Consider the following 245-nt stretch of genomic DNA (forward strand, 5'->3'; position numbering starts at 1 on the left):
GCCCTGTTCCAGCCAATCCGTCCATTTTTGCCTTAATGCGTCCTGCCAAGCGTTATCAGACGGCATGAACTCTGCCAGCATGGTTTGCAGGCCGGGTAGGGAAGTGGGCGTCTCTGCCAGCGTTTCCAGCAATAAGGAGTCGAAATCGTCGAGCGTGTGATACATCACGTCGTCTTCCTTATCACGCCACACCAAAACAGCAGTTTCAGCCTCCTGCAATTCGTCCTTCACGTAATACTGATAAC

1 protein-coding gene is annotated in these 245 nt (G+C 52.2%); it reads right to left on the reverse strand.

The features are described 5' to 3' along the window. Positions 1-245: HvfC family peptide modification chaperone (locus tag ACTHS3_RS18420; RefSeq protein ID WP_440368863.1), on the reverse strand; the 245-nt coding region annotated here is incomplete at both ends.

The sequence above is a fragment of the Neisseria sp. P0009.S007 genome, from assembly GCF_051962515.1.